Genomic DNA, 20,887 nt, shown 5'->3' with positions numbered 1-20,887 from the left:
GTCACCGCTGGCGTGAACCGTGTTCTACGGTCGCTGGGGGCCAGAGACGGCGCGGCGAGTTGGAAGGGCTTATTACCGGAGAATAGTAGGAGGTGGTATGACACTCACAGACGCGCAGTTCGAACAGTACCAGCGGGACGGCTACGTCGTCGTCGAGGACTGTCTCGACGGTGCGACCGTCGAGGCTGTGACGACGCGCATCGAGTCGTACGTCCGGAACGACCGCGAAGAGACGGGGTTCAACCGGATGCTCGAACCCGATGTCGACGCCGACAGCTTCGAGGACGGCGACCCGGTTCGGAAGTTCGAGGGTATCGACATGGTCCGTGAAGACGACGTCTTCGCCGACCTCGTCCACGACGAGGCCATCGTCGACGTCGTCGAGCAGTTGCAGGGGCCGAACCTCCACCTCCTCCGTAGCGCCGCGATGCTGAAACCGCCCCGCGTCGGCAGCGAGAAGAAGTTCCATCAGGACGCGGCGTACTACCCCATCCACCCGATGGACCACGTCACCGTCTGGATAGCGCTCGACCAGTCGACCACGGAGAACGGCTGCATGCAGGTCGTCCCGGGAGCGCACACGGACGGTTTGCTCGGCCACGAGGCCGTCGAGTACGACACCGACATCGCCATCGCCGAGGCCGACTACGGCCCCGAGGACGCCGTCGCCCTGCCGATGGACCCCGGCGACGTCCTCTTTCAACACTGCCTGTTGCCCCACTACACCGCACCCAACGAGACCGAGGACTGGCGCCGCGCGTACATCGCCTCGTACATGCGCAGTCGCTCGCGGTTCACCGACGAGAACCCGCCGGAGTGGGTCGACAGCTACGACGTGACCGGCGAGAGCTTCGCGGGGTGCGTGTAATGGCGACCAGCGACTCCGGCGTCCTCTCGCGGTTCTCCGAGATGGGCCCGACGTGGCTCGCGGGCGCTATCGCCACTGGGCCGGCGACTATCGGGGCGCTCGTCACCGCAGGCGCGAGTTTCGACTACACACTCCTGTGGGTCGTCCTCCTCTCTGCGGTGATGGGTGCGACCGCGCAGTATCTCGCGATGCGACTCGGCCTCCTCACGGAGGCTGGCATCGTTACCGCCGTCGAGGACAACCTCGGAGAGGCGTGGGCGTGGCTGCTGGTCGCCGACACCGTCGTCGCCGCCGGACTCGCCCAACTGGTCATCATGAAGACGCTCGCCGGCGTCTCCGCCGAAGTCACGGGCCTCAGTCCCGTCGTCTGGGCGGCCGTCTGGGGCGTCGTACTGGCCGTCGGCCTCGCCGGCGGCGGCTATAAGTACGCCGAACTCGGTGCGAAAGTACTCGTCACGCTCGTGGTTCTCCTGTTCGTCGCGTCCCTGTTCGTCGTCCCCATCGACTTCGGTGCGGCGGCAGCGGGCCTCGTCCCGGCCATCCCGGCCGGCGTGGAAGGGGCACTGCTCGCGGCCGGTATCCTCGGTGGCGCCGTCCACATCGCCCTCGTGACGATGCAGTCCTACACGATGCGGGCCCGCGGCTGGACGACCGACGATTCGGACCTCGCCGTCTTCGACGTCGGGGCGTCGATGCTGGTCGCCTTCGGCATCGCCAGCCTCGCCATCTTCCTCGTCGCCGCGTCGGTGCTCAGCGACCCCAGCCTCGGGGCGGTGGGCGCCGCGAACTCGCTCGGCCCCCTCGTCGGATCGAACGCGAAGTGGCTGTTCCTGCTCGGTCTCTGGGGCGCGGCCGTGACGACGCTGGGCGGCAACACCGTCGTCCCGCCGTACCTCGTCGCCGACAAGATGGGATGGGCACAGGACACCTCGGACTCGCGCTATCAGGCTACCGTCGCCGCCTTCGCGCTCGTCAGCATCCTCGGCGTCTTCATCCCGGGTGCCGTGTTCGGACTGCTGATTCAGGCGCTGGCTATCGGCTTCGTCGGCACGCCGTTCGTGCTTGCGCTCGTCGTATACCTCCTCAACGACCCGACCGCCGTGCCGAAGACGAACTCGCTGCTAGAGAACGTCGGCGGCCTCCTGCTGATCGGTATCAGCACCGTGGTCGCCGGCCAGTGGGTCAAGCGCGTGGCGGCCGGCGGCGTGACCGACCCCGTGTCGCTGTCGATACTGGCCTTCGCCGCCGTCCTCGCCGCGGCGATGCTCGGCCTCGCGGCGATGTCGGTCCGCAACTGGCTGGGGCGGGACACCGACCGCTCGATGGCGGCCGACTGAGACGATGTCGGACAGTCCGGTCCCGCTCGACGGCTCGGTGCTCGTCGTCGGCCCCTCGAACGTCGGCAAGACGCGGTTGACGGCACGAGCCCTCGACCGCTGGGTCGCCCGGCACGGGACCGACGGCTGTGTCGTCCTCGACTTCGCGCCGACGGTCGAACGGGACGGCGAGGTGCTGGGCGGCCCGCTCACGCAGTTCACCACCGTCCCCGAGGGCGTCTACCACGGCGTCGTCGACGCCCACGCGCCGCGCTCGGAGGGCGAAACCGACGACGAGGCCCGCGCGCTCGCCGAGGAAAACGCCGCGGCGGCCTTCGAGGCGCTCGACGCCGCACCGGCGACCCCGACGGCCGTCTTCGTCAACGACGCGACCATCGCTCTGCAGGCAGACCCGGACGCGACGGGGCGACTGACCGACTACTGCGAGCGGGCCGACTGTGCGGTTCTCAACGCCTTCGAGAGCGACGAACTGGGCGTCGATAATCCAGTCTCGGCGAGCGAGGTCACGGCGTTGCGGCGGTTGCGAGCGTGGGCCGACCGCGTGGTCGACCTGTCGTAGCCCGGCATCGGACCGGTAGCGCCTGCACGCCGGTCGACCTGTCTCCGTCGAGAGCGAGACGGACCGTCGTGCGCACTTTTGTGACTAGAGAATAACCGTTCTGTATGCTCGTCGTAGCGAACCATCTCTCGGTCGCTGCCGAACACGAGGCGGACTTCGTCGAGGTGTTCGAGGAGCGAGTCGCACAGCTCCGGGGACGGTCGGGACTCGAAAGGGTGGAGATTCTGCGCCAGCGTGAGGGGAATCAGTTCGTCGTCCAGGCGTACTGGGAGTCGAGGGACGCCTTCGAACAGTGGCGCGACAGCGACGACTTCGTCGACGCTCACGCCGACCTCCCGTCCGAGATGTTCACCGGACCGAATCGTCTCGAAATCTACGACCTGACGGCGGTGTTCGAACCGGGCGGGTGAGCCTCCGGCCGCCGACGTCGCTCAGGCCTCCTCGTCCTCGAACGAGGTGGCGAGGCCGCCAGCGCTCTCGCCCTGCTGTCGTTCCCGCATACTCTGGCGGGTGAACTGCGGTTTCGCGCGGACGCCCTTCTTCGAGCGAAACGACCACCACAGCGCGCCAGACACGGCGAGGACACCGGTACCGGCGATGGCGGCGACGATGGGGGGCGCCTCGGCGTAGAGGAACGCCGTCGAGAACACGGTGCTCGCGAGCAACATCCCAAGAATCAGTCGCTTCGTCATCGTCGCCAGCAGGCGGTCCGAATCCTCGATGTCGGCCCGAATCTGGAGGTCTTCGCGCTCGACCCTGTCGAGGACGGATTCGAGTTTCGGCGGGATGCGGACCGCCGACTGTGCCGCGTCTTGCACCTCCGTCGCCCGGTCCTCGACGTAGTTTCGGACGCCGGCGGCGATGTACCCCTCGTCGCGGAGGTACTCTGTCGCCACCGAGATGAAGTCGAACTCGGGGTCCAACGTCACGCAGACGCCTTCGACGACCGTCGCCACCCGCAACACGAGCGCCAGATTCGACGGAAGGCGAAGCGGGAACTCGTAGATGGTGTCCTCGACTTGCTGGATTATCTGCTGGACGCGGTACTGTTCGATGTCCTCGCCGCGGGCGTCCGCGATAGCCAGTTCCATCACGTCGCCCATCACCTGCCGGTCGGCTTCCGGGGAGAGCGTCCCCATCTCGATGAGGGCGTCTAAGATGGCGTCGATGTTCTGGTCGGCGACGGCGGCGTAGAAGTCGACGATCTTCTCCTGGACGAACGGGTCGACGCGGCCAGACATCCCGAAGTCGTAGAAGACGAGTTTGCCGTCCTCCTGTACCGCGAGGTTCCCCGGGTGCGGGTCGGCGTGGAAGACGCCGTCGTCGATTATCATCTGGAGGTACGCGTTCTGGAGCGTCTCGGCCAGTTGCGTCCGGTCGAAGCCGCGTTCGTCTAAGTCCTCGATGTCGTTTATCTTCGTTCCCGGGACGTACTCCATGGTGAGGACACGTCGGGTCGAGTGCGTGTCGATGACACGCGGGATACGGACGCGGTCGTTGTCGGCGAAGTTCTCCCGGATCTCGCCGAGCATTCGCGCTTCGCGCTCGTAGTCCATCTCCTCGCGGATGGTCTTTGCGAACTCGTCGGCTAGCGTCTCCAGCGAGAACGAGCGGGACTCGTCGATGAAGTACATCAGCAGGGGCAGAGACCACCGGATGACCCGGAGGTCGGCCTCGACGAGGTCCTCGATGTCCGGGCGGCGGACCTTCACCGCGACCGGTTCGCCGTCGACTTCGGCGCGGTAGACCTGTCCGAGCGAGGCCCCGCTGATGGCCTCCGTCTCGAACTCGGCGAACCGGTCGTCGACCGGCCCGAGTTCGGATTCGAGGACTCGCTTGGCTTTCGCCCACTCGGCGGGCGGGACGCGGTCCTGCAGTTTCGAGAACTCGTCGATGTACTCGGGCGGGAGGATGTCGGGCCGCGTCGAGAGCAACTGCCCGAGTTTGATGAACGTCGGCCCGAGCGTCAACAGCGACTCGAGCAGCGCCGCCGCACGCTGGCGCCGTTGCTCGTTCGTGACCTGTCGCGAGGACCCGACCAGCAGGAACCGGTTCCGGTCCCGGGCGTACGCGAGCAACAGCGGCAGGAACTGCCATGCGACGACGAAGAACCGTCGGTACGCGCGGAGGTTCACCTACAGGGCACCCCGCTCAGGCCTCGTCGATGGGAATCGTCGTGCTCGGTGCGGCAGTGGCCTTCGGGAGGGTGAGTTCGAGGACGCCGCGGTCGACGGCACCCTCGGCCCCTTGCCCGGTCGCATCGGGCGGGAGCGGGAGTTCTACGTCTAAGAACACCGATCGGTCCTCTCGGACGAAGCGGAACTCCTGGGGGACGTCCTTGCTGCGCTGTCCTTCGATGACCAGACGGCCGCCTTCGACGCTGACGTCGAGTGTCTCCGCGGTCACGCCCGGCAGGTCCAACACGAGCAGGTACGCCTCCTCGGATTCGAGCACGTCCGCGAATACGGCGTCCGGGAGGTCCCGCAACGCCTCACGCAGCGCTGACATGGGCAAGCATAGGGGCGGCGGGGCGTTAAACCCGGCGGTATCGGCGGGGTCAGAAGAGGACACGGACCAGCGTCGTCCGGCGTGTTGCTGGACCCGTGCTAGCACGACTGGTCACAACACGATGGGACCGACGAACAGCAAGCCGAGTACAGCGAGACCGACGCCCAGACCGACTCGCCAGAGCCCGGCGCGGGCGAAGCGCCACGCGGTCCCTCGTTCCGAGGCGTCCGAGATGACGAACACGGGCGTCCCGTCGCCGTCACCGACGACGGCGTCGACGAGGTCACTGCCCCACTCGACGGGCGGTCCCCGACTGGTCTGCCCGTAAACGTACACCGACTCGCCGACGTCGAGGCGGCGCTCGGTGAAGCGCTGTCTGTTCCCGACGCTGAGTTCGGTGACGAGCAGGTCCACCGTCCTGTTCTGTGGGTCGACGGCGTCCGTCTCGGCGACGTACCGGGCGAGTCTGTCGGGCAACTCGGTGCCCGGCGGGACGGTCACGGTGTGGTCCTCGAGGCGGATGTCTGCTCCCGTCGGGTCGACGCGGACCCGGTCGGTGCCGTCGTCGACGACGAAGTCCACGCCGTCCATCCCCTCCTCGAGGGTGTGCCACGAGGAACGCTTGCCCGACGAGCGGAGTTCCTCGACTTCGTAGGTGTAGGCCAGACACGGCGACCCGGTGAAGGGCGCCGTCACCGTCCCCTCCTCGCTGGCGACGGCGGTACCGGTTATCTCGACGGGGCCGGTGTAGCCGTGTAGCTCTCGGACGGGGACCGGGTCGTTTCGCAGGATGTGAAACACCGTCGTGAGTTCGCGTCCGCCGGTGACACAGAGGTATCCGGCGACGGCGAGGAACGCGAGGGCGACCAACTGCGGGAGGACCATGCGCGGACCCGCGGCGGCGAGGCGCAAAAGCGTTCCCGAACCGACGGCGGAATTGCCCCACTCCGGAGTCTTTTGCCGTCGCAGTCCCAACGAAGGGTATGGCCGGGGCTTCGCCGACGGATACCGAAGAGTGCAGTCTGGAGACCGCCCGCCGCCAACTCGGGAGCTACGCCGTCCCGGTCGACCGGACCGACCGCATCCCGCTGTCGGTTGCCGTCGGGCGGGTGCTGGCGATAGACGCGACGGCCTCCGAGCAGGTGCAGGACGCCGAAATCGGCGTCGACGAGACGGTGTTCGAACGAGGCCATCAGGTCAGGCCCGCCGACGTGGGACTGCTGAAAGCCGCCGGGGTCGACGAACTGCTCGTCCGCCAGCGCCCGCAGGTCGGTATCCTCCCGACCGGCGACGAACTCGCACAGCACGTCTCCGGTGCGGACGCCCGCACCGAGACGGCGGGGTTCACGCTCGCACAGTACGTCGACCGGTGGGGCGGGAAAGTCACCTATCGCGACCCCGTCGCAGACGACCCGCCGGCGCTTCGGATGGCCGTCCAGCGCGACCTGACCCGGGATATGCTCGTCGTCACCGGCACCGAACCCGGCGACACGCTCCGTGAGGTCGTCCGCGAACTCGGCGACGTCGTCGCCGACCGCGTCGCCATCTCCCCGGGCCGGGAGACTGGGCTGGCCGTCGTCGAGAACCGCCCGGTCCTCCTGTTGCCGGAGTCGGCGGTCGCGGCTCGCGTCGGCGCGCTCCAGCTCCTCCGGCCGCTGTTGAAGGCCTTCGGCGACGCGCCGCTCACGCCCCATCCGACCCGGACGGTCCCGCTGACCGACGGCATCGACGCCGATCCGTCGCTCCGGACGTTCGTGCCGCTGGCGGTTGACGAGGACGGCGCTACGCCGCTCCCGGGCACAGACATCGCCACCGCGACGCGGGCCGACGGCTGGGTCGCCGTCCCGGAGGGGACTGCGGGACTGGCCGCCGGCGACAGCGTCGACGTCGAGAACTGGGACTATCTGCCGTAGCCACTCGATACAGTAGGCCCCTGATACGGCGCCGAGCGAGTTCGCTGCCCGGCCTTACAGATCCAGCAGCGTCGTGACGCGGTGGTCGCCGCGCACGCACCGGTCCGTGGATACCGGCGACTCTCGGTGGACGTGGATGCCGTCCAGTCCGGCGTTCCGGGCGGCGCCGATGTCGCCGGGGTTGTCGCCAGCCAGTGCGCCGACGTGACCGTTGTGTCCGACGCCCATCTCGCCCATCGCCCGGTGGACCGGCGCCGGGTCCGGCTTCCAGCCGATGTCGTCGTCACAGCAGACGACCGTGTCGAACCAGTCGGCGATGTCGAGGTGGTCGAGCACCGGGTCCGTCAGATACCGCTGACAGTGCGTCACGAGCCCCACGGGGTCCGTCCGGTCGGCGAAGAACTGCTCGGCGTCGTCGTAGAGGTACGTCGCCTCGGCACGGGCCTGCGGGTCCTCCTCGTCGTGGAACGCGGTCCAGAACTGCTCCGGGTCCACACCGCGTTCGGCGAGCAGTTCGGCGCGGGTATCGCCCTGCCCGTACCACAGACGGGCGGCGTCCTGTTCGGTGAACCCCTGACCGAGGCGGTCACCGACTCGGGCTATGACTTCGACCGTGTACGACGGGTAGACGTCGACCAGCGTCCCGTCGAGGTCGAATAGCCAGAAGTCGTAGTTTCGGGGCATAGGGAACAGTGCATAGGGTAGTTTCGGGTATAGTCTTTCTGTCCCTAACGGGTCCGTAACGAACGACTAATCGGGGACCGGTATCACTCGACGCGGATGGAACTCCCGAGGTACTTCGAGAGCACCTCGGTGACGTTCTCGGCGTTGAACGCGTCGAGGTCGGCGGCGATAGCCGCCTGCAACGCATCGAGGTACGCCTCGGTCGTCTGGAGTTCGCTAAAGGAGGCCGACTCGACGGGGACGCCGAGTGCGTCCGTGGCCTGCCGCCGGAAGTGGGCTTCGTCGGCGAGGTTCCCCCGCCAGAGGTTGTCCCGGAAGAACAGCCACCCGTCCTCACCGGGTGGGTTCGCCGTCCGGTACAGCACCGTCTCGAAGCGGTCGGGTTCGACGGCGAGTCCCTCGCCCGGCGTCAGTCGGACCGTCACGCGGAACACGTAGCGGGCCGGTGCGTCGGTGGGATCCCCTGACACGGCCGTTACTCGTAGATGCCGTTCAGTCGCTCGGCCATATCGACGTCGTTCTCGGTGATGCCGCCCGCGTCGTGTGTCGTCAACCGAACCTCGACCTCGCCCCAGCGGATGGTCATCTCGGGGTGATGCCACGCGTCCTCGGCGACGCCCGCCGCGGCCGCGAGGAACCCAGACGCGTCGAGGTAGGCGTCGAATTCGAACGTTCGGACGATTTCGTCACCCTCTCGCTCCCAGTCCTCGGGGAGGCGCTCGGTGATCTCCGAATCGGAAAGCAACTCTGCCATACGCTAGCGGTCGCCTGCCAGCCGCAAAACAGTTGTGTCGGCCGGTTCAGTCGGCGTCGAGTCGCTGCCGGAGCCGACGCTGGAGGAAGACGACGCCCACGACGGCGACCGAAAGGCTCGCGAACAGCCAGAACGGCAGGTCGGCGTTCTGGAAGCCGACCCACGTCGCCGCCAGTCCCAGCGCGAGGACCAGCAGACAGCCGTAGGTGAACGCCTGCACGAGCCGTCGCTCGCGCCGCCGCTGTGTCTCGGTGTAGTTCGTCACCTCATACAGTCCGCCGACGGCGGCGACGACGAAGCCGACGCCGACGACGAACGGGAGCAGCGTGACCATCTAATCGTCGGCCAACTGTTCGAGGATGGACGCGGGGATCTCATCGCGCACTCCTTCCGGGATGTCCTCGATAGCCACGTCCTCGATCGCGGCCGGCGGATCGCCGCTCTCGGGTCCGAACTCGGGGTCGAACAGTTCCAGTGCCGTCTGGATGGTCGACCAGTCGTCCTCCTCGGCGGCGTCCCGAAGGCTCCGGGTCGGCGCCGCGAGCAGTTGCGAGACGATGGCGTCCGCCATCGACTCGACGATTTCCCGTTGCTCCTCGTCGAAGTCGGCACCAGTCATCGCCGTGTTGAGTTCGGCGGTCTTGACCTGCTCTGCGCTCTCGTACATCGCCGAGATGACGCGGTCGGCCCGCTTGCGCTTGTACTGGGTCAGCAGGTGGTCGAACTCCTCGTCGACGAGGCGCTCGACCGCCTCCGCCGCCCGGCGGCGCTGGGCGCGCGTCTCCTCGGTGACCGACTCCAACGCGTCGAGGTCGTAGACGGTGACGCCGGGCACGCCGTCCGCGTCGGCCGGGACGTCCCGCGGCTGGGCGATGTCGACGACGTACGTCTCGCCGGACTCGGCGAACGTCTCGGCGTCGAAGACGTGCTCGTTGCTTCCGGTCGCCGTGACGACGATGCGGGCCTCCTCGACGGCGGCATCGGCGGCGTCCAGCGCCACGGCGCTCGCGTCCACGTCGACGGTTTCGGCGACGTGTTCGGCGTGCGGGACGGTGCGGTTGGCGACGATGACGCGGTCGACGCGCGTCGAGAGCGCCTTCGCGGCGAGTTGGCCCATCTCGCCGGCGCCGACGACCAGCGCCGTCTCGCCGTCCAGCGAACACTCGCGGTCGACCAGTCTGACGGCGGCCGACGCCAGCGAGACGACGCCTTCGTTGATTCGAGTCTCGTTACGGGCGCGTTCGCCGACGTGGATGGCCTTCGTCACGCCGTCTTCCAGCAACGGGCCGATGCCGCCGACGCCACGGGCGTCCTCGTAGGCGTCGCGTAACTGGCCCAGAATCTGGTCCTCGCCCAGCACGATGGACTCGAGACCGGCGGCCACTCGGAGCAGGTGGCGCAGGCTCTCTTCGTGGTCCATCGTGACGGCTACGTCGTCCGAGATGTCGTGCGTGAAAAGCGAGAGGGCGTCCAGTCCCGTCTCGTGGTTGGGTGCGACCACGTACCCCTCCGTCCGGTTGCACGTCTGGAGCGCGAGCGCCTCCTCGACGCCCGGTCGAGAGAGCAGCGACTCGACGGCGTGGCGTTGACTGTCTGTCGCTGCCGTCTCCAGTTGATCGACGCTCGCGCGGTCGTGTGATACGCGAACGCCGACGATGACGCCGTTGTCCTTCATCACGTGGTCTCACCCGGGAAATCTCCGATCACGTCTTGGGCTACCTGTCGGGCTTTGGTTCTACCACTATCTAAAGCCTTCCAAACCTCGCGCTCTCTGACGACGGCACGGACTGCGTCTCGCCGTTCGGCGGGCGGGACACCCGCAGCGTCGAGACTCTCCCGCAGTTCGCCCGTCAGTTCAGCCATCTCGCCCGCGCCGGCGAACTCCGACTCGAACCGCTCGCGGAGGTGTTTCGACAGTGCCGGGGCCCGGCCGCCGGTGGCGACGGCCATCGTCACCGGGTCGTCCCGGACCGTCGCCGGCACGACGACGTTCCCGACGGACTGCTCCCCGTGGTCGTCGGCGCGGTTGACGAGTGCGCCGTGGTCCCGGGCGGCCGATTCGGCGGCCGCGTTCAGGTCCGCGTCGTCCGTCGCGGCGACGACCAGCGCCGGGTCGGTTCGCGCTATCCACCGTCGAATCTCGTCGGCGTCGGGCGCGGCACGAATCAACTCGGCACCGCCGAACTCGCGGTCCCCGAACTCGGGACTCAGGACGACGACGGACGCCTCCTCGGCGAACCGCCGGGCTTTCCGCGCGCCGACGGGGCCGCCGCCGACGACGAGCACGGTTTCGCCTTCGAAGTCGTGGAGTAGCGGTATCATCCCTGGTCGGGGGCCGATTCGACGTTCGCTTCGGCTCTATCCTTAACTCTAATGCCCGTCTTCTTCAATATTCGTGTCGAGAACAGGGTGTCCCAGTCGTCGTCCCCGACGTCCCAGTACTCGGTCATCCGGTCGTGGACCTGCTGGATGCGGCGCTCGCTCTCGGCCTCGTCGCGGCCGTGAGTCATCGCGAAGAAGTTGTACGGCCAGACGTCCTCGTGGCGCGGTCGCTCGTAGCAGTGGGTGACGAAGTCGAACTCGGCGATAGCCGGTCCCACCTCGTCGACGACGTCGTCGGGCACGTCCCAGACGGTCATCCCGTTCTCCGAGTAGCCCAGCGCGTAGTGGTTCGGGATGGCACCGACCCGGCGGACCTTCCCCTCCTCGTCGAACCGCTTGATAGTCTCTAGGACCCACTCGGTGTCGGCCCCGATGGCGTCGGCAACGTCGGCGTACGGCGTCTCGGTGACGGGGAGTCCGCCCTGAATCTCCAGGACGAGGTCGAGTTCCTCGGGGGTTAGGGACTGCCTGTCGGTCGGCGTCACGTCGGGGCCGTCGTCCGAGCAGTCGATAGCCTGCGTCTGTGGGCCCTCGACGGGGAACTTCGCGCCGACGTGGAACTCCTGCTGTTTGGGGAGGTTGAACGTCGGTTCGCCGGTCTCTGCCTCTATCTCGGCCAGTACGTCCTCGACGCGGCTCTCCTCGGCCACCGAGAGGACGAACCACATGTTGAGGTAGGGGTGTTCGCGCTCGTAGTTGTGGGCTACCTCGGGGTGGGCGTTCACCATCTCCGCGTGGTCGTCGTAGGCGTCCTCGGGGGCATGTGTCGCCACCAGCGTCGCCGTCCCACCGATTTCCTCGGCGTTGATGAGTGCGCCGAAGCGGGTCAACACTCCCTCCTCGTCGAGTCGCTGGACCCGTTCGAGCAGTTCGTCCGCGCTCACGTCCACGTCGTACTCGGCCAGTGCGGCCGCCGCCGGTTCGAACGGTCGCTCGACGACCGGGAACCCGCCCTGAAACGCGTTGAGGATGGCCCTGTCCACCCGCCCGAGGTCTTCGCTCATGTACGACGCTCGGGACTCTGTGAATAAAAACGGCGCGGGAGCGGTATCGCCACACGCGGGCAGGACTGGGAGTTTGTGGTCCGCTACGGACTGCTCGCCCCAGTGCTTTAGCGCCTCCGACACCTAGTCGTCCCGTGCAGATATCCACCGCTGAACTGGCGGTGCGGTTGCTCGTCTACTGTCTCGTACTGGTGGGTGCGCCGCTCTTTTTCGTCGTCATGTTCCGCGTCATGGACTACACCGCACGGGACTCACTCGTCGAGCAGTTCAGCGGTCGGCGGGCCGGCCTCGATACGGGCCAGCTAAACGCCTACTTCGAGAAGGCTGACGTCGAGGCCCGGACCTGCCAGTTTTGCGGGTCGGCGAACGGTCCCGACTACACCTACTGCCACAACTGTCAGGAACGGCTCTCCGATTAGTCGCCGCGGACGCCGGTGACCGCGAACCCGCGGTCCTCGATGGCCGCTAAGATGGCCTCGTGGTCCGCGCTGGCCTCGTAGTAGAAGACGAGGTCGAACGACCCGTTACGCAGGAGTTGCTGGCACTCCCAGACGAACTCCTCGCCGTCCAGCGTCAGCCCCTGGTGTTGGTTCGAGGCGAACTCCGGGTCGTCGCTGCCGGAGTAGACGAAGGTGTCTGTCGGGTCCATCCCGTACCCCTCCGCGATGTCGTCGCCGACGTCGATGGTGGCCTGCATCATCTCTATCTCGTCGCTGCCGTCGTACTCCGTGTGGACGACGGCGCCGTTGAGTTGAATCTCGCCGGGTTCCAGAAGCTGTTTCGTCCGGCGGTACAGGTCGTCATCGAGTGTGTCGGCGTCGCTCATACGAACACCTGCGCTTGCGGGTGCCTAATGCACTTCGGATTCACGACGCCGTAGCGGCCGCTCTCGCCACCACGACAGTCTCGTCGGCCACGAACGTGTTCGCTTACAGGCGCGTCACGTTCTCGGCGCGCGGACCCTTATCCGCCTGCACGATGTCGAACTCGACCTCTTGGCCTTCTTCGAGGTCGGGGCCGCCGACGTCCTCCATGTGGAAGAACACGTCCTCCTCGGCGTCGTCCGTCTCGATGAAGCCGTACCCGCCCGTGTCGTTGAAGAAGTCGACTGTGCCGGTCGCCATCGTTACAACCTCGTGAGGTTCTTCGCTCGCGGACCCTTGTCCGCTTGCTCGATGTCGAACTCGACCTCTTGGCCTTCTTCGAGGTCGGGGCCGCCGACGTCCTCCATGTGGAAGAACACGTCCTCCTCAGCGTCGTCTGTCTTGATGAAGCCGTAACCGCCCGTGTCGTTGAAGAAGTCTACCGTACCGGTCGCCATTGCATCTCTACGTAGACGTCGGGGGTATTAAAACTATGCGGCGCAGTCACATGGGCGGTCGGAGCCACAAACGCCTTATCGCTCGGTTGATACACTACAGGTGATGCGAGACAGGGTCCGCAGTCTCGGCTACGCCGCCTACGAACGCCTCCTCCGCTGGGAGCTGTCCGGGACCCCGAGCCACGTCGCCGTCATTCAGGACGGGAACCGCCGCTACGCCCGGAAGGAAGACGTCGAGACGAACCAGGGGTACACGGAGGGTGCGGAGACGACCGAGTCGCTGTTGCACTGGTGTGACGAACTCGACATCGAGGAGGTGACGCTGTATGCCTTCTCGACGGAGAACCTCGACCGACCCGAAGAACAGCGGGCGTACATCTTCGACCTCGTCGAGGAGAAACTCCGTACGTTCGCCGACGCAGACCGGGTCCACGACGCCGAGGTGTGTATCCGCGCCATCGGTGAGACGGAGATGCTGCCAGAGCGGGTTCAGGACGCCATCGACTACGCCGAGGCCAGAACCGCACAGTACGACCGCCTCAACCTCAACGTCGCGCTGGCCTATGGGGGGCGCGCGGAACTGCTCGGCGCGGCCCGGGCGGTCGCCGAATCAGTCGAGGCCGGCGAGATTTCGCCGGGCGACGTCGACGTCGACACCGTCGAGGACCGCCTCTACGAGGGTCCGACGCGGGACGTGGACCTCATCGTGCGCACCGGCGGCGACGAACGCACCTCGAACTTCCTGCCGTGGCACGCCAACGGGAACGAGGCCGCGACGTTCTTCTGTACGCCCTACTGGCCCGAGTTCCGGAAGATAGACTTCCTCCGGGCCATCCGGACCTACCAGAACCGCGAAGAATCGTGGCGCACGACCCGCGCCCGGCGGGCGCTGACGCTCGTCCGCGCACTGGAGAACGCCGAGGTCGAACAGGCCCGCCGCGTCCTCGGCCGGTTCCGCGACGCGCTCCCGAGCGGCGAACGCGAGGAACTCGACGAGGAGTACGAGGCCGCCGACTGAGTCGTCGACGTCGCTCGGGGCGGTGTCGGCCGACGTGATTTGTGCCGACAGTCCCTACTGTCGACTATGCGGGGCACCGTCGACGACGCGGACACCGCGGCAGCGTTGGCACTCGGCTACGCCGACGAGGAGTGCGTCGGCGAACCGGGCGACGTGTCGTCGGTCGAGCGAGACGACGGCAGATGGGTCGTCGAGTTCGAGACGCACACCTTCTCGGACACGTACGAGCATCGGGTCCGAATCACGACCGAGGGAAACGTCTTCGGCCACGAGCGGAGCAGTCGCTTCGACTGACGTCGAGGTCGGGTTCAGCCGTCGCTATCCGGCCCGCGACCGGACGGGACGGCGTCACAGCGGCTAGCGCTCGGTTACCGAGAGGACGCGACCGGCGGCGACGGTCTGTCCCATGTCTCTGACGGCGAAACTCCCGAGTTCGGGAATCTCGTCGCTCGGTTCGACCGACAGCGGTTTCTGCGGCCTGACGGTCACGACGGCGGCGTCGCCCGACTCGATGAAGTCGGGGTCCGACTCCAGCACCTCGCCGGAGGACGGGTCGACCTTCCGGTCGAGCGATTCGACGGTACAGGCGACCTGTGCGGTGTGGGCGTGGAAGACCGGCGTGTACCCCTCGGTGATGACCGACGGGTGCTGCATCACGAATATCTGCGCCTGAAACGTCTCGGCGACGGTCGGCGGGTCCGCCGCCGGACCACAGACGTCACCACGACGGATGTCGTTCTTCCCGATGCCGCGGACGTTGAACCCGACGTTGTCGCCGGGTTCGGCGAGGTCGACCTCCTCGTGGTGCATCTCGATAGAGCGGACCTCGCCGCTCGCGTCCGATGGCTGAAACGACACGTCGTCGCCGGGTCGCAACTGTCCCGTCTCGATGCGACCGACCGGGACGGTCCCGGCCCCTTCGATAGTGTAGACGTCCTGAATCGGCAGGCGAAGCGGCGCGTCCGTCGGCGGTTCGGGTTCCTGTAAGTCGTTGAGCGCTTCGAGTAGCACTCGTCCGTCGTACCAGTCCATGTTCTCGGACCGCTCGGCGACGTTGTCGCCCTGCAGGGCCGACATGGGGATGAACGAGGCGTCCGACGTGGGGAACTGGACCTGGTCCAGCAACTCCTTGACTTCCTCGACGACTTCGCGGAACCGGGGCTCCCCGTACTCGACCATGTCCATCTTGTTGACGGCGACGACGAGTTCGCCGATGCCCAGCGTCCGGGCGAGGAAGACGTGTTCTCGCGTCTGTGGCTGGACGCCGTCGTCGGCGGCGACGACGAGGACGGCGTTGTCCGCCTGACTCGCACCCGTGATCATGTTCTTCACGAAGTCCCGATGGCCCGGACAGTCGACGATGGTGAAGTAGTACGCGTCCGTGTCGAACTTCTGGTGGGCGATGTCTATCGTCAGCCCCCGTTCGCGCTCCTCGGCGAGGTTGTCCATGACGTAGGCGAACTCGAAGCCGCCCTTGCCCTTCTCCTCGGCCTCCTCCCGGTACTGCTCGATGACGTGTTCCGGGACGCTCTCTGTCTCGTACAGCAACCGACCGACGAGTGTGCTCTTCCCGTGGTCTACGTGGCCGATCATGGCCAGATTCTGATGGGGTTTGTCGGTGGTCATTGGTACCACCTCACAGCGTTCGGAGAGTACGACGCGCGTGAGCAAAAAGGCACGCGTCTGTTCACTCAGATAACATGAGTGGGGTGCGCGGCCCTACCGGCCGAACTTCCGACAGACGCGGTCTGTCGGCGTTCGGACGCTTCACTCCGTTCAGCGGCCAAACCGTCGCCGAGCGACGCTCGGCAGGATTCGTCCTACCGGCCGAATCGCCGCTGGCGCTCCTGATAGTCCCGCAACGCCCGCAGGTAGTCCCGACGTCGGAAGTTCTGCCAGTTCACGTCGGTGAAGTACAGTTCGGAGTACACCGACTGCCAGATCATGAAGTCCGAGAGCCGTTCAGCGCCCGTCTTGATGACGAGGTCCGGGTCCGTCGGGAAGACGAGATGGTCCTCGACGGCGGCCTCGTCGATGTCCTCGGGGGCGAGCGTGCCGGCCTCGACGTCCTCGGCGAGTTTCTGGACGGCCGTGGCGAACTCCGACTGGCCGCCGAGGCCGATGGATATCTGTATCGGCGCGTCGGCGACCGTCTCGTCGTCCGGCCCGCGGATTGCGATCTGCTTCGGCGCGCGCAGGTCGGCCAGTTCCCGACGAATCGTCGGCACCACGTCCTCGTCGAGGACGCTCACGTACACCACGACAGTATCGGCCTCGTACTGGACCGCCCAGTCGAAGAATCGCTCTAAGGTGGTGTAGGCGCCGTCCGTCAACAGATCACGCTCGGTGATGACGAGTGCCACCGTCTCCGGGAGGTCGGCGTCGCTCATCCGCAGTCGGCTGGCGAGGTACCTATCGTAGAGGCCCACAGCGACGGGTACACCGACCGCTCGCCTAAACCTCACGGTCCGGGACCGTCGGCCTGTGGACGTGTTCACAACGTACTGATGGATAGCCCGCAAGTTCGGAAAGGGTAAGTGGCTCTCGGGGATACCGGCGGGACGTGACTTCGACAGTCCGACGTGCTGGCGCGTTCGCTGCGGTCGGGACGCTAGCGTTCGTCGTGCCGGCCGCGACCCGCATCCAGTCGCCGGCGCTCGCGACTGTCGCCGCGACGGCCCCGTTCGTGCTCGTCGCGGTACTCGCCATGACCGTCGTCGGTCAGGGGTCGGCGCTGTTCGAGTTGTTCGCCCGCCCCGGGGACTACGAGGACGGCAAACTGTACGGCCTCGCGGCCTTCGCGCTCGCCGCGGCCGGCCTCGCCCTGATAGCGGTCCAGTTCGGACTCCCCGTCTGGGTGTTCGTCGGCACCGTCGTCATCGTCGCCTACGGCAACCTCGGCCAGCGACTGGCCGCTCGGGTTCGGACTGACGAGGTCGTCGCGTCCGCCGGGTTCGTCGTCAGCGGATTCGCCACCGGCGTCGCTGCGCAGTTGGGGGCCGCCCGGTTGCAGGGCGCCACGGTCGCGTGGCCCGACGCGCTGTTTCTCGCCGCCAGCGGTGCCCTCGTCGCCGCGCTGCTCCGGTCGGTGCTGTTCGAGCGTGACGACCCGCTGGTGATGCTCTCGGTCGGGTTGTTGCTGTGGCTGTTCTTCGAACTCGACCCGTCGGTGGCCTCCCAGCGCGTGTTCGTCGCACTGGGTATCTCGGCCGTCCTCGGGTACGTCGCGTACGCGCTGGATACGGCCTCCTTACCCGGCATGCTTACCGGCGTCCTCCTCTCGCTGCTGACCATCGTGCTGGGCGGGTACGGCTGGTTCGCGATGCTCATCACCTTCTTCGGCCTCGGCGGTCTCTCGACGAAGTACCGCTACGAGGAAAAGAAAGACCGCGGCATCGCCGAGGAGAACGAGGGGGCCCGCGGGAGCGGGAACGTCCTCGCGAACTCCATCGTCGCGCTGGTCGCCGTCCTCGCGTGGGCGGCCAGTCCGAGCCACACCGCCGTCGACCCGACGTTGTTCCTCTATGCCTTCGCCGGCGCCGTCGCCGCCGCCATGACCGACACCTTCTCCAGCGAGTTCGGCGGCCTCTACGACAACCCCCGACTCATCACCACGTTCCAGCCGGTCGAACCCGGCACCGACGGTGGCGTCACGTGGCAGGGCGTCGTCGCCGGCCTCGTGGGGTCGGGCATCATCGCCGGTATCGCTGCCGTCACCATCGGCACCGTCGGGTCAGTCGGCGCGGCGGTGATTCTGGTCTGTGGGTTCGTCGGGATGACCGTCGACAGCCTCCTCGGAGCGACCGTCGAAGGCACCGTCGTCGGCAATCAGGGCGTCAACGCGCTGGCGACGCTCGCGGCGGCACTCACCGGCGTCGCCGTCGCCGTGGGCCTCGCGCTGGTATGATTCGTCCGGCCAGCGACGCGGACCACGACCGCCTCAGCGCCATCCAGTCGGCCGCGCTCGACCACCCGTGGCCGGGCCTGCTCGACGTCGCAATCGACGGGCCGCCGCTGGTCCTCGTCCTCGACGAGAACGGCCCGATAGCGTACGCACTCGTCGTCCCGGACCACCCCGTCGCCTACCTCGCGGAGTTCGCCGTCGCGCCGCCGGCACAGGGACAGGGCCACGGCACGCGACTGATGGACGGCCTGCTCGACACCCTTCGCTCGGAGGGGTTCGAGACGCTTCGACTCACCGCTCGGGCGGACGAGGAACGCGTCCGGTCGTTCTACGGGCGGTTCGGCTTCTCGGTCACCGACCACCTCCCGGACCACTACGACGACGGCGACGGCGTCCTCATGGTACTGGACCTCTAGCCGACGGTTCGGACCTGCACGCTCGTCGGTTGCTTGACGTACTCGCCGTCGCCGGTCGCGACGACGACGTCGACACCGCGCTGGGCGGCGACGTCTAACACTTTCTGCGAGCAGATGTCGTCTAAGACGATGGTCCGGGGGACGCCGTCGCACGACTCGACGAGCGAGACGACGTCGTCGGCGTCGCCCTCGGCGAGGACGGTCAGGTCCTCGTCGAGCAGTCGGACGGTGCCACTCTCGCTCCGGATGACGGCGTCGACGTGGTCCGAGAGCCCGGCTGGGTCTACCGTCTCGTCTGTACTCGTCTCCTCCTCGGTGGCGTCTTCGTCGCCCACCGGGTCGTCCTCGTTGGGCGTCGCCGCCGTCTCCTGCCCGCCCGTCGCGGCCGCTTCGGCCGCTACTCGCTCGTCCGGCGACGGCGAGACCGGGTCGGGTCTGCTGACCGCCGCTGCAGACTCGGCGACCGTCTCGTCCGCGCCCGTCTGTGACCCGTCGACAGTGCCCGCCCCGTCAGCGCTCGTTGCGACTGCTTCGAGGGCGGCTTCCGGGGAGTCCGCGTCGGCGACGGTGTCGTAGGGCACCTTGTCCCGAAGCGCCTTCATCGCCTCGCCGCGCGAGAGGTCCTCGACCGAGTGGCCCCGCGGCGCGACGGCCACGTAGTCCACCTGCCCGACCTGTGCCAGTTCCTTCAGGATGAGATCACCGCCCCTGTCACCGTCGAGGAAGGCCGTCACGGTCCGTTCGTTCGTCAACTCGGCGACGGCCTCGGGGACGTCGGTCCCCTCGACGGCGATGGCGTTCTTCACGCCGTACTTCAGCAGTTGCAGGACGTCGGAGCGCCCCTCGACGACGACGATGGCGTCGGAGTCGGCGACCCGTGGGCCGGCGGGGAGGCCCTCGTACTCCGTGATGTCCTCGACGCGGGCACGCTGTCGGACCGTCTCGACGATGTCCTCGGTCTGGACGGACTGCTCCTCGAAGGCGGCCAGCAACTCCGTCGCCCGGTCGACCACTTCCCGTCGTTTGGCGCTCCGGACGTCTTCGATGTCAGAGACGGCTATCTCGGCCCGGCAGGGGCCGATTTGCTCGATGGTCTCTAGGGCCGCCGCGAGGATGGCCGTCTCGACCTTGTCGAGGCCGCTCGCGACGGTTATCTGGCCGAACGACTGCCCGCTTTCGGAGCGTATCTCCACGTCGATGCGGCCGACCTTCTTCGAGTCCTGTAAGTCCCGAAGGTCCAGTTCCTCGCCGAGCAACCCTTCGGTCTGGCCGAACACCGCGCCGACGACGTCGCTTCGCTCGACGACGCCGGCGGCGGTAATGTCCGCGTGTATCAAATATTTCGCTGTGTCGTGCATTATCCCGGACTCCTGGTCCATCGCAGAGAGCGGCGACAGACCGCTGTCACTATGCTTACGTTGGCGACGGCGCTCCAAATAATTGGCGTCGCGGGTCTGTCTGGTGGTTAGTCCCACGCAGCGACGTCGGTCACGCGTCCAGTACGCGCTCTAAGACCTCGATACCGTTCTCCACCGAGGCCATCGGGTCCGCGGGGTCGTCGTGTTCGAAGACCAGCCACTCCGTGCCGGCGTCGCGGGCGGCCTCGACGACCCCGGGCAGGTCGACGACGCCCTCGCCGAGTTCGGTCGGTTCGCCCGCGGCGGTCACGTCCTTGGCGTGGACGACCGGGACGCGGCCTGCGAGGTCCGAGAGGAGCGCCGCGGGGTCGCGGCCCGCCGCCTCCGCCCACCCCACGTCGAGTTCGAACCCGATAGCGGTCTCCGCGACGAGGCGGTCGAACGCCGTCTCGGTCCCGACCGGCACGAACTCGTGGTCGTGGTTGTGATAGAGGAGCGGCCGGTCGCACTCGCTTGCGAGGGCGTCGAGCATCGCGGCCGTCTCGTCGACGGTCGCTGTGTCTATGAAGTGGTCCGGGTCGAGGTACGGGACGACGACGTAGGGGACGTCGAGCGTCGTCAACTCTGCCGCGACGCCCACCGGGTCCGCCCTGAGTTCGTCGGCGCCGACGTGCGCGCCGGCCGCCACCAGTCCCACCTCGTCCATCGCTCGGGCAGTCTCCGGCGGGTCCTCGATGCCGGCGAACTCGACGCCGTCGTACCCCGCGGCGGCGACCCGGTCGAGCAGCGCCGGCGTCGAGACGTCGAGCTCCCGGAGCGTCCACAACTGGACTGCTGTGTGCATACCTTCCTCTGGCGGCG

Annotated in this window: 27 protein-coding genes; 10 read left to right on the top strand and 17 right to left on the bottom strand. The window is 67.4% G+C overall.

From position 1 onward, the window contains the following. The first annotated feature begins 97 nt into the window (after window positions 1-97). The 4 genes from G9465_RS16230 to G9465_RS16215 all read left to right on the top strand — a co-directional run bounded on the left by G9465_RS16230 (window position 98) and on the right by G9465_RS16215 (window position 3,174). Complete coding sequence (locus tag G9465_RS16230; RefSeq protein ID WP_166971841.1) at window positions 98-868, top strand: phytanoyl-CoA dioxygenase family protein; 771 nt, start codon at window positions 98-100, stop codon at window positions 866-868. Then, the gene (locus G9465_RS16225) at window positions 868-2,205 is read left to right on the top strand and encodes a divalent metal cation transporter (RefSeq protein ID WP_227015592.1); all 1,338 of its coding nucleotides are present in this window, start codon (window positions 868-870) and stop codon (window positions 2,203-2,205) included. Before G9465_RS16230 ends, G9465_RS16225 begins: the two co-directional genes overlap by 1 nt. Window positions 2,206-2,209: 4 nt before the next feature. Beyond that, window positions 2,210-2,764, top strand: coding sequence for a hypothetical protein (locus tag G9465_RS16220; RefSeq protein ID WP_166971838.1), 555 nt, complete (start codon window positions 2,210-2,212; stop codon window positions 2,762-2,764). 104 nt (window positions 2,765-2,868) lie between these two features. After that, window positions 2,869-3,174 (top strand): antibiotic biosynthesis monooxygenase, encoded by a 306-nt coding sequence (locus G9465_RS16215; protein ID WP_166971836.1) that lies wholly within the window; start codon window positions 2,869-2,871, stop codon window positions 3,172-3,174. A 21-nt stretch (window positions 3,175-3,195) separates the two neighbouring features. Here G9465_RS16215 and G9465_RS16210 read toward each other — a convergent pair whose 3' ends face one another. From G9465_RS16210 to G9465_RS16200, 3 genes are all read right to left on the bottom strand, one after another. Beyond that, window positions 3,196-4,899 (bottom strand): AarF/ABC1/UbiB kinase family protein, encoded by a 1,704-nt coding sequence (locus G9465_RS16210; RefSeq protein WP_166971834.1) that lies wholly within the window; start codon window positions 4,897-4,899, stop codon window positions 3,196-3,198. A 16-nt stretch (window positions 4,900-4,915) separates the two neighbouring features. Then, the gene (locus tag G9465_RS16205) at window positions 4,916-5,272 is read right to left on the bottom strand and encodes an Hsp20/alpha crystallin family protein (protein WP_166971832.1); all 357 of its coding nucleotides are present in this window, start codon (window positions 5,270-5,272) and stop codon (window positions 4,916-4,918) included. Between the two features lie 111 nt (window positions 5,273-5,383). Next, a complete protein-coding gene (locus G9465_RS16200; protein ID WP_166971830.1) occupies window positions 5,384-6,157 on the bottom strand; it encodes a GIDE domain-containing protein in 774 nt (257 codons plus the stop codon). Window positions 6,158-6,255: 98 nt separating this feature from the next. Between G9465_RS16200 and G9465_RS16195 the strand changes: the two genes are divergently transcribed. After that, complete coding sequence (locus G9465_RS16195) at window positions 6,256-7,185, top strand: molybdopterin-binding protein (RefSeq protein WP_166971828.1); 930 nt, start codon at window positions 6,256-6,258, stop codon at window positions 7,183-7,185. Window positions 7,186-7,239: 54 nt separating this feature from the next. On the opposite strand, the gene G9465_RS16190 is transcribed toward G9465_RS16195, so the two are convergent. The 7 genes from G9465_RS16190 to G9465_RS16160 form a co-directional block, all read right to left on the bottom strand. Beyond that, on the bottom strand, window positions 7,240-7,869 hold the full coding sequence (locus G9465_RS16190; protein ID WP_166971826.1) for an HAD family hydrolase: 630 nt from the start codon (window positions 7,867-7,869) through the stop codon (window positions 7,240-7,242). A gap of 83 nt (window positions 7,870-7,952) precedes the next feature. Continuing rightward, a complete protein-coding gene (gene lwrS, locus G9465_RS16185; protein ID WP_166971824.1) occupies window positions 7,953-8,339 on the bottom strand; it encodes an LWR-salt protein in 387 nt (128 codons plus the stop codon). 5 nt (window positions 8,340-8,344) lie between these two features. After that, window positions 8,345-8,623: a 4a-hydroxytetrahydrobiopterin dehydratase gene (locus G9465_RS16180; protein ID WP_166971822.1), complete on the bottom strand. Its 279-nt coding sequence runs from the start codon at window positions 8,621-8,623 to the stop codon at window positions 8,345-8,347. A gap of 46 nt (window positions 8,624-8,669) precedes the next feature. Beyond that, a complete protein-coding gene (locus tag G9465_RS16175; RefSeq protein ID WP_166971820.1) occupies window positions 8,670-8,957 on the bottom strand; it encodes a hypothetical protein in 288 nt (95 codons plus the stop codon). After that, complete coding sequence (gene hemA, locus G9465_RS16170) at window positions 8,958-10,301, bottom strand: glutamyl-tRNA reductase (protein WP_394353971.1); 1,344 nt, start codon at window positions 10,299-10,301, stop codon at window positions 8,958-8,960. It abuts the gene before it with no gap. Next, entirely contained in the window at window positions 10,298-10,945 is a 648-nt protein-coding gene (locus tag G9465_RS16165) for a bifunctional precorrin-2 dehydrogenase/sirohydrochlorin ferrochelatase (RefSeq protein WP_166971816.1), read from the bottom strand. Before G9465_RS16165 ends, hemA begins: the two co-directional genes overlap by 4 nt. Next, the gene (locus tag G9465_RS16160; protein ID WP_166971814.1) at window positions 10,942-12,009 is read right to left on the bottom strand and encodes an Lrp/AsnC family transcriptional regulator; all 1,068 of its coding nucleotides are present in this window, start codon (window positions 12,007-12,009) and stop codon (window positions 10,942-10,944) included. Before G9465_RS16160 ends, G9465_RS16165 begins: the two co-directional genes overlap by 4 nt. A gap of 134 nt (window positions 12,010-12,143) precedes the next feature. Between G9465_RS16160 and G9465_RS16155 the strand changes: the two genes are divergently transcribed. Continuing rightward, entirely contained in the window at window positions 12,144-12,428 is a 285-nt protein-coding gene (locus G9465_RS16155; protein WP_166971812.1) for a hypothetical protein, read from the top strand. On the opposite strand, the gene G9465_RS16150 is transcribed toward G9465_RS16155, so the two are convergent. The 3 genes from G9465_RS16150 to G9465_RS16140 all read right to left on the bottom strand — a co-directional run bounded on the left by G9465_RS16150 (window position 12,425) and on the right by G9465_RS16140 (window position 13,330). Then, window positions 12,425-12,835 (bottom strand): DUF5778 family protein, encoded by a 411-nt coding sequence (locus G9465_RS16150; RefSeq protein WP_166971810.1) that lies wholly within the window; start codon window positions 12,833-12,835, stop codon window positions 12,425-12,427. The genes G9465_RS16155 and G9465_RS16150 overlap by 4 nt on opposite strands. Window positions 12,836-12,938: 103 nt before the next feature. Further along, window positions 12,939-13,133, bottom strand: coding sequence for a cold-shock protein (locus G9465_RS16145; protein WP_166971808.1), 195 nt, complete (start codon window positions 13,131-13,133; stop codon window positions 12,939-12,941). A 2-nt stretch (window positions 13,134-13,135) separates the two neighbouring features. Further along, the gene (locus tag G9465_RS16140; RefSeq protein WP_166971806.1) at window positions 13,136-13,330 is read right to left on the bottom strand and encodes a cold-shock protein; all 195 of its coding nucleotides are present in this window, start codon (window positions 13,328-13,330) and stop codon (window positions 13,136-13,138) included. 103 nt (window positions 13,331-13,433) lie between these two features. Here G9465_RS16140 and uppS point away from each other — a divergent pair, with 103 nt between their 5' ends. Both uppS and G9465_RS16130 read left to right on the top strand, forming a co-directional pair. Next, on the top strand, window positions 13,434-14,348 hold the full coding sequence (gene uppS / locus G9465_RS16135; protein ID WP_166971804.1) for a polyprenyl diphosphate synthase: 915 nt from the start codon (window positions 13,434-13,436) through the stop codon (window positions 14,346-14,348). A gap of 66 nt (window positions 14,349-14,414) precedes the next feature. Further along, a complete protein-coding gene (locus G9465_RS16130) occupies window positions 14,415-14,642 on the top strand; it encodes a hypothetical protein (RefSeq protein ID WP_166971802.1) in 228 nt (75 codons plus the stop codon). A gap of 63 nt (window positions 14,643-14,705) precedes the next feature. On the opposite strand, the gene tuf is transcribed toward G9465_RS16130, so the two are convergent. Together tuf and G9465_RS16120 are read right to left on the bottom strand one after the other, a co-directional pair. Next, window positions 14,706-15,974, bottom strand: a complete 1,269-nt coding sequence (tuf, locus tag G9465_RS16125; RefSeq protein WP_166971800.1) for a translation elongation factor EF-1 subunit alpha — start codon at window positions 15,972-15,974, stop codon at window positions 14,706-14,708. A 194-nt stretch (window positions 15,975-16,168) separates the two neighbouring features. Continuing rightward, entirely contained in the window at window positions 16,169-16,777 is a 609-nt protein-coding gene (locus G9465_RS16120; protein WP_166971798.1) for an undecaprenyl diphosphate synthase family protein, read from the bottom strand. 134 nt (window positions 16,778-16,911) lie between these two features. Between G9465_RS16120 and G9465_RS16115 the strand changes: the two genes are divergently transcribed. Together G9465_RS16115 and G9465_RS16110 are read left to right on the top strand one after the other, a co-directional pair. Next, window positions 16,912-18,255, top strand: coding sequence for a DUF92 domain-containing protein (locus G9465_RS16115; RefSeq protein WP_166971796.1), 1,344 nt, complete (start codon window positions 16,912-16,914; stop codon window positions 18,253-18,255). Further along, window positions 18,252-18,668: a GNAT family N-acetyltransferase gene (locus G9465_RS16110; RefSeq protein WP_166971795.1), complete on the top strand. Its 417-nt coding sequence runs from the start codon at window positions 18,252-18,254 to the stop codon at window positions 18,666-18,668. Before G9465_RS16115 ends, G9465_RS16110 begins: the two co-directional genes overlap by 4 nt. Here the strand turns inward: G9465_RS16110 and dnaG are convergent. Continuing rightward, on the bottom strand, window positions 18,665-20,026 hold the full coding sequence (gene dnaG / locus G9465_RS16105) for a DNA primase DnaG (RefSeq protein ID WP_166971793.1): 1,362 nt from the start codon (window positions 20,024-20,026) through the stop codon (window positions 18,665-18,667). The genes G9465_RS16110 and dnaG overlap by 4 nt on opposite strands. 130 nt (window positions 20,027-20,156) lie before the next feature. Next, the gene (locus tag G9465_RS16100; protein WP_166971791.1) at window positions 20,157-20,870 is read right to left on the bottom strand and encodes a sugar phosphate isomerase/epimerase; all 714 of its coding nucleotides are present in this window, start codon (window positions 20,868-20,870) and stop codon (window positions 20,157-20,159) included. Window positions 20,871-20,887: the final 17 nt, after the last annotated feature.

Source organism: Haloarcula sp. JP-L23, assembly GCF_011602445.1.
GTDB lineage: Archaea > Halobacteriota > Halobacteria > Halobacteriales > Haloarculaceae > Haloarcula > Haloarcula pellucida.
This window is presented reverse-complemented; position numbering and strand designations above follow the sequence as displayed.

Coding starts and splice junctions, on each gene's coding strand:
- G9465_RS16230 (WP_166971841.1), top strand. CDS start 98: ATGACACTCACAGACGCGCAGTTCGAACAGTACCAGCGGGACGGCTAC.
- G9465_RS16225 (WP_227015592.1), top strand. CDS start 868: ATGGCGACCAGCGACTCCGGCGTCCTCTCGCGGTTCTCCGAGATGGGC.
- G9465_RS16220 (WP_166971838.1), top strand. CDS start 2,210: ATGTCGGACAGTCCGGTCCCGCTCGACGGCTCGGTGCTCGTCGTCGGC.
- G9465_RS16215 (WP_166971836.1), top strand. CDS start 2,869: ATGCTCGTCGTAGCGAACCATCTCTCGGTCGCTGCCGAACACGAGGCG.
- G9465_RS16205 (WP_166971832.1), bottom strand. CDS start 5,272: ATGTCAGCGCTGCGTGAGGCGTTGCGGGACCTCCCGGACGCCGTATTC.
- G9465_RS16200 (WP_166971830.1), bottom strand. CDS start 6,157: ATGGTCCTCCCGCAGTTGGTCGCCCTCGCGTTCCTCGCCGTCGCCGGA.
- G9465_RS16195 (WP_166971828.1), top strand. CDS start 6,256: ATGGCCGGGGCTTCGCCGACGGATACCGAAGAGTGCAGTCTGGAGACC.
- G9465_RS16190 (WP_166971826.1), bottom strand. CDS start 7,869: ATGCCCCGAAACTACGACTTCTGGCTATTCGACCTCGACGGGACGCTG.
- G9465_RS16180 (WP_166971822.1), bottom strand. CDS start 8,623: ATGGCAGAGTTGCTTTCCGATTCGGAGATCACCGAGCGCCTCCCCGAG.
- G9465_RS16175 (WP_166971820.1), bottom strand. CDS start 8,957: ATGGTCACGCTGCTCCCGTTCGTCGTCGGCGTCGGCTTCGTCGTCGCC.
- G9465_RS16165 (WP_166971816.1), bottom strand. CDS start 10,945: ATGATACCGCTACTCCACGACTTCGAAGGCGAAACCGTGCTCGTCGTC.
- G9465_RS16160 (WP_166971814.1), bottom strand. CDS start 12,009: ATGAGCGAAGACCTCGGGCGGGTGGACAGGGCCATCCTCAACGCGTTT.
- G9465_RS16150 (WP_166971810.1), bottom strand. CDS start 12,835: ATGAGCGACGCCGACACACTCGATGACGACCTGTACCGCCGGACGAAA.
- G9465_RS16145 (WP_166971808.1), bottom strand. CDS start 13,133: ATGGCGACCGGCACAGTCGACTTCTTCAACGACACGGGCGGGTACGGC.
- G9465_RS16140 (WP_166971806.1), bottom strand. CDS start 13,330: ATGGCGACCGGTACGGTAGACTTCTTCAACGACACGGGCGGTTACGGC.
- uppS (WP_166971804.1), top strand. CDS start 13,434: ATGCGAGACAGGGTCCGCAGTCTCGGCTACGCCGCCTACGAACGCCTC.
- G9465_RS16130 (WP_166971802.1), top strand. CDS start 14,415: ATGCGGGGCACCGTCGACGACGCGGACACCGCGGCAGCGTTGGCACTC.
- tuf (WP_166971800.1), bottom strand. CDS start 15,974: ATGACCACCGACAAACCCCATCAGAATCTGGCCATGATCGGCCACGTA.
- G9465_RS16110 (WP_166971795.1), top strand. CDS start 18,252: ATGATTCGTCCGGCCAGCGACGCGGACCACGACCGCCTCAGCGCCATC.
- dnaG (WP_166971793.1), bottom strand. CDS start 20,026: ATGCACGACACAGCGAAATATTTGATACACGCGGACATTACCGCCGCC.
- G9465_RS16100 (WP_166971791.1), bottom strand. CDS start 20,870: ATGCACACAGCAGTCCAGTTGTGGACGCTCCGGGAGCTCGACGTCTCG.